General features: G+C 34.6%; 7 protein-coding genes. 6 read left to right on the top strand and 1 reads right to left on the bottom strand.

Annotation, left to right across the window (positions count from 1 at the left end):
- Nucleotides 1–124 precede the first annotated feature (124 nt).
- A complete protein-coding gene (locus tag N3C_RS14305) occupies nt 125–382 on the bottom strand; it encodes a transposase (RefSeq protein WP_074366678.1) in 258 nt (85 codons plus the stop codon).
- Between the two features lie 277 nt (nt 383–659).
- On the opposite strand from N3C_RS14305, the gene tnpC reads away from it, so the two are divergent.
- The 6 genes from tnpC to N3C_RS14275 form a co-directional block, all read left to right on the top strand.
- Nucleotides 660–2,213 (top strand): IS66 family transposase, encoded by a 1,554-nt coding sequence (gene tnpC, locus N3C_RS14300; protein WP_074366677.1) that lies wholly within the window; start codon nt 660–662, stop codon nt 2,211–2,213.
- A gap of 264 nt (nt 2,214–2,477) precedes the next feature.
- Complete coding sequence (locus N3C_RS14295) at nt 2,478–3,074, top strand: hypothetical protein (RefSeq protein WP_074366676.1); 597 nt, start codon at nt 2,478–2,480, stop codon at nt 3,072–3,074.
- A gap of 4 nt (nt 3,075–3,078) precedes the next feature.
- A complete protein-coding gene (locus tag N3C_RS14290; RefSeq protein ID WP_074366675.1) occupies nt 3,079–3,753 on the top strand; it encodes a hypothetical protein in 675 nt (224 codons plus the stop codon).
- A gap of 312 nt (nt 3,754–4,065) precedes the next feature.
- Nucleotides 4,066–4,425: an IS66 family insertion sequence element accessory protein TnpA gene (gene tnpA, locus N3C_RS14285; protein ID WP_074366674.1), complete on the top strand. Its 360-nt coding sequence runs from the start codon at nt 4,066–4,068 to the stop codon at nt 4,423–4,425.
- Nucleotides 4,419–4,775 carry an IS66 family insertion sequence element accessory protein TnpB gene (tnpB, locus tag N3C_RS14280; protein WP_074366673.1) on the top strand — a complete coding sequence of 119 codons (357 nt, stop codon included), beginning with the start codon at nt 4,419–4,421 and terminating at the stop codon, nt 4,773–4,775. The genes tnpA and tnpB overlap by 7 nt, the downstream gene beginning before the upstream one ends.
- A 102-nt stretch (nt 4,776–4,877) precedes the next feature.
- On the top strand, nt 4,878–5,740 hold an 863-nt coding region (locus N3C_RS14275; RefSeq protein WP_143312694.1), incomplete at its 3' end, for an IS66 family transposase.

Genomic DNA, 5,740 nt, shown 5'->3' with positions numbered 1-5,740 from the left:
CCTGCGAGGAAACTTAAGTACCTTGCACATTTGTTTAACAGTATAATTATCAAGATTAGCTTGAATAAAGGACACGTACTCAGCTATTGATTTTTGGCAAATATGGCAAAAGCCAACTTGTTGGCTATAAGCTTATTTTTAATATTTCATTTTCTATCTCTAGTTCCTTCATTTTCTTTTGAAGAGCCTTATACTCTTTCATAGAAATAGTTTCTGTCTCTGAAACCTGTATTGGGGAAAGAAGCTTTACCCAGGTAGAGATTGTGCCCTTTGGAACGCCATATTCGTTAGATAATTCTGTTATACCTTTTCCAGCCTTAATACGCAGGTCTACAATCTGCTGCTTGAATTCTGGTGTATAGGATTTTTGTTTTTTTGCCATGATTGAACACTCCTTTGTTATATTATAGAATGTTCAACTTTCCGTGTCCATAGTTATATACTAACAACAATGGCCACGTGATGAAGAAGAAGTCCGTAAAATAACCCCTCAGGAATTCCGCTGGCTTCTGGAAGGCTTATCTATAAATCAACCTAAAGCAGTCAAGAAAGTAAGTGTAAAATCAGTCATATAAAATGTCTAAATTCATTGAAAACACTAGCTTTGTGCTTGTTTTTATGATATAATTACTTTATAAAAACACAAAGGAAATATACGAATGAAACCAGTGGATCAAGTAACCGAACTTAAGCTTAGAATAGCAGAATTAGAGCTAGAAAACAAAAACCTTCATGAGACGGTTACCTTTTTGACCCGTAAATTATTCGGTAAAAGTTCAGAGACATCTAAGTCCTTAAATATCGAGGGACAGATGTCTCTTTTTGATGAAGCTGAAGTAGAAGCAGTTTCTGATGCACCTGAGCCAACTATAGAAGAAGTTACAACTGCACTTAAAAAGAAATATAAAGGTCAGCGTAAAGATAAGCTAGATAAACTACCACATGATAAGATGGTTTTTAAACTTTCTTCTGAAGACCTCTCATGTCTACAGTGTAATTCTGAACTTGTAAGAATTGGGGAAGAATTCGTAAGAACTGAAGTAGAATATATACCTGCAACACTTCGTGTAATTGATTATTACCGTGAAACATACGAATGTCGTAAGTGTAAAAATACAGATGAGCCTTACATAGAGAAGACTCCACTACCTTCACCAGTAATTCCACATTCCTTTGCATCACCTTCATCAGTAGCGCACGTTATGTACCAGAAATTTGTTAATGCTATGCCGCTTTATAGACAAGAGAAAGATTGGTCAAATCTGGGTTTAAACTTATCTAGACAGACCATGTCGAACTGGCTCCTTATAGCTTCAAGAGATTGGCTGATGCCTATGGTTAATCTCCTTCATAAGAAGATGCTTGAGGAAAAATATCTTCATGCTGATGAAACTAAAGTTCAAGTTCTGAATGAAAATGATAGGAAAAACACTACCGATTCATTCATGTGGGTGTATGGAACTTATAAAGACTCTAAGTTTCCAATGCGAATATTTGAATATCAACCTACAAGGAATGGTTACTATGCCAAAGATTTCCTCAAAGGCTTTAGCGGTTACCTTATAACAGATGCCTACAAGGGATATGAAAAGGTTGAAAACATAATTCGTTGCTACTGTTGGTCACATCTGCGACGGTACTTTGTTGATGCCTTGCCTTCAGACATAAAGAAACAAGAAGCAACCCTTCCAACTCAAGCAATCCAATACTGTAAAGAACTCTTTAAGATAGAAAGCGAGTTAGAATCCTTAACTCCTAAGGAGAGAAAAAAACAGCGTCAGGAACGGTCGAAACCGATTCTAGAGGCTTTTTGGTCATGGGTTAATGCGAATAGAGATAACTGTTTACCAAAGTCTAAACTCTATAAAGCCTTTAATTATGCTATAAATCAAAAAGAAGGTTTAATGCAATTCCTTGAGGACGGAAATATATCAATAACTAATAATCTAGCAGAGAACTCCATTCGACCATTTACTCTCGGAAGAAAAAACTGGCTGTTCTCCGGAAGTCCAGAAGGGGCCAAAGCCAGTGCTGCTGTTTATAGTATTATTGAAACGGCTAAGGCTAATGATATAAATCCTTATAATTATCTACTATATATTTTTAAATATATGCCTGGAGTTAGATTTGATGAGGAGCCAGAATGGTTGGAAGACTTCCTACCATGGCATCCAGATGTGCAGGCATTCTGTAAAAATAAAGCCAGTAAGTAATTTGAATTAATTATAGATTACTTTGCTGGCTTTTGCTATGCACTGTTTTAATTGACGCTTACAAAGTAAAGATGATATAATTGAGTTCACAATGATCAACCTTTCTTTTGGAATTTTTGTTGTTTGGCGACTCAATTATACCAAAAAAAGGGGGGTCAAAGTTTTTTATTGCAAAAAACTTTGAAAACCCTGATAACACAGAGTTTAAATCTATAATTTATATAAATAGGTTTACACTAACAAAATCTTTAGGGGGATATAAATATGTATAAAGTTGATAGCGAAGAGAAAACAAGGGAAATATTTAATGTATTAGAAACTTGTTTAGAAGGTTTCAACAGTATTGGAATAAGAAAGTGGGGAAATCCATCTGGTTCACAACAGGGATTAGATGTTTATGAGATCGAGCATAAAGATAATACTATCTGGGTTTCTACAGTAGAATGGGTTAATGCATCAACAGGTGAGGTCAATAGATGTGGAATCATAACTACATTACCAGAGTATAGCAATAATACATTAGGACAGATTCTTGAGGTAAATATGCCATATTACTTCTCCAAGTCGTTTAATACAAGAGTATATGGGGATAACAATATATTTGAGATAAGAAATTATGGTAAATTTACCATAGGAAGAAGAGGATTGAAAAGGAAGTACTTTTTTGATTATCTAAGAGAGCACGGATATGATGATGAGATTTTTATTGATGAAGAAGGAAAAGAGTATATATGCATTATTAAATTACAAGACAACAGCATTAACTCTGATTATTTTGGAGAAAGGCTAATTAAATGGACTATGATTTTAAAAGAATTTAAAGACTATTACAGAAATTTGTATAGTAACGAAAGGAGATAGAGGTATGGGATATGAATTGGTAACCATAGAAAATGTTAATAGAATTAAGGAGTTACTAAAGAATACCGCTTTAAATGATAATATAGAAATAAAGATACCTAACTTAGATTTATCTCTTACAGTAGACTCAGTTTCTGTTACAATGCAGAATGAAGAATTTTTAGAAGAATATTCATTAGATATGGAAAAAGTATATTTCATGTATCAGGAGAGTACGCATGTTCTGAAAATAAGAAATAGAGAGTATGAACTATTCTTTAATCTTGGAGAATGGGGATATAAAACCAGAATTCCTAAATCACATTTAGTTCTTGGAACTAATCCGCTTAAATTTGGAAGTGATTATTTCTGCCAAATAGAATTATCTCAAGCAGTAGAAGATGATAATTACATATACATTATTAAGAATATAACCAAACTTGCAGGTGAAGGTGCAATTTCAAGGTTAAATAATGGACTAGGTAAAGATAGGGATAGAAAACATCAACGTAGAACGGAACTTGTAGATAGATTAAATGCAGAGGTTATTTCATACAACAATAATGATTGGCTATGCATATATAAAATAGATAAAGATAATCTAAATAACGGAGATTATTATGAAGAGATGTTCTATGAGTTCATGCAACAATACTTAATATATGCATTAACTATAGAAAGTATTGTTTCGGAAAAATAAGTGGTATATTATAAGAATAAAATATTTGCCAGATACCCGTGGGACTTGTAAAAGAAATTTTAAGAGTACTTGCGGGTTTTTTATGTGTAGAGGTGAACTGTAAAGACAAAATGCAATCTGAGTTTACATTTTGTCTTTACAGGAATCATTTTGATTGCTATAATTGGTAATAGGAGGAATGAATAATGGTAAGCGCTCTATAATAGAGTGCCTGTCCTATTGATAAGATCCGTGTAATAATAACTCTATAAGATAGAGTTTAAGTTTTTTAAGTTGAAAAACTTGAAAAACTTTACTAAGGAGTTGAAAAACATGGATGAAATTACTTGTGTAAAAACTAAGCTTCGTCAAGAACAATGGGAAAAACTAATAGCAGACTGCCAAAGCAGTGGGCTTAAGGTAGAAGAGTGGTGCAATAAGAACAACATAAGCCGTAATTCTTATTACTATTGGCTTCGTAAGATACGAATAAAAGCATGTGAAGAAATGCTCCCTATAATACCTAAGCAAGATAAGCAACTGACATTTGCCAAAGTTGAAATACAACAACAATCAAATAATATTATGACACCTATTATTATTCATCATCAATCTGCGACAATTGAAATCCATAACGGAGCCAATCAGCAAACTATTGAGGCAGTGCTCCTAGCACTGAAGAATATATGCTAGGTGATATTACTGTAGCTAAGACCATCTACATTGCCTGTGGTTATACCGATTTGCGTAAATCAATTGATGGACTAGCTGCAGTGGTACAAGAACAGTTCCATCTAGATCCTTTTTCAAAAAGTCTCTTTCTTTTCTGCGGAAGACGCCGGGATAGACTTAAAGCACTCCTTTGGGAAGGAGATGGCTTTGTTCTTCTTTACAAAAGATTAGAGAACGGAAATTTTAAATGGCCTCGTAGTCAGGATGAAGTAAAACTTCTCTCCTGGCAGGAATTTCGATGGTTAATGGAAGGGCTTTCTATCGACCAACCAAAGGCTATTAAACCTGTAAAACAAGGTGCATTTTGTTAAATTAAAAGTGGCTAAAAGTCCTGATTTTACTGGCTTTTAAGCTACTTTTGTGGTATAATAAACCTATCAAATTTAGAATATATGGTAGGAGAAAAACCACTGATGAATACGAAAGATGCATACATTACTCAACTTGAGAATACAATAAAAAATTTACAGTTACAAGTAGAAAATCTTACGGAAATGATACTAATACTCCGTAAAGAAAAATTCGGTTCATCTAGTGAAAAAACTCCGAAGAATGATATTGAAGGGCAATTACTCTTGTTCAATGAGGCAGAGGCTTATTCTGATTCTCCTGATCCAGAACCTATAACCAAGGAAGTAAAGGGCTACACCCGTACTAATACAAGAACAAAAAGGATAGAAATTATAAAAGATCTTCCTGTTCGTGAGATACTATGTGAGATACCGAAGGAGGATCTGTACTGTATTCAGTGTGGGATGGATTTAAAACCAATTGGTAAGGAAACCGTTCGTGAGGAGCTGGAGTACATACCTGCAAAACTACAAATTGTGCGTTATGTCCGTATGGCTTATGAATGCCCTAAGTGTAAGCATACCGACAAACCCTACATAGAAAAGGCACCTACACCGACATCTTTAATGAACCATTCACTTGCATCCCCAAGTTCTGTTGCCAATGTAATGTATCAAAAATACGTAAATAGCATGCCCCTTTATCGTCAGGAAAAAGACTGGCAGAATCTTGGTATTGCTTTGAAACGTAGCACTATGGCCAATTGGATCATACGTTGTTCCCAGGATTATTTCTATCCTATCATACAGTACATGAGGATGAAGCTACTAGAGAGGGATATCATCCATTGCGATGAAACGCCAATTCAAGTACTGAAGGAGGATGGAAAAAAGCCTCAAACGAAGTCTTACATGTGGCTTTATCGTACTGGAAATGATGGGGAAGCTCCCATCATCTTGTATGACTACAGGTCATCAAGGAATGA

The sequence above is a fragment of the Clostridium sp. N3C genome, assembly GCF_900095445.1.
GTDB lineage: Bacteria > Bacillota > Clostridia > Clostridiales > Clostridiaceae > Clostridium_AU.
This window is presented reverse-complemented; position numbering and strand designations above follow the sequence as displayed.

Coding starts and splice junctions, on each gene's coding strand:
- N3C_RS14305 (WP_074366678.1), bottom strand. CDS start 382: ATGGCAAAAAAACAAAAATCCTATACACCAGAATTCAAGCAGCAGATT.
- tnpC (WP_074366677.1), top strand. CDS start 660: ATGAAACCAGTGGATCAAGTAACCGAACTTAAGCTTAGAATAGCAGAA.
- N3C_RS14295 (WP_074366676.1), top strand. CDS start 2,478: ATGTATAAAGTTGATAGCGAAGAGAAAACAAGGGAAATATTTAATGTA.
- N3C_RS14290 (WP_074366675.1), top strand. CDS start 3,079: ATGGGATATGAATTGGTAACCATAGAAAATGTTAATAGAATTAAGGAG.
- tnpA (WP_074366674.1), top strand. CDS start 4,066: ATGGATGAAATTACTTGTGTAAAAACTAAGCTTCGTCAAGAACAATGG.
- tnpB (WP_074366673.1), top strand. CDS start 4,419: ATGCTAGGTGATATTACTGTAGCTAAGACCATCTACATTGCCTGTGGT.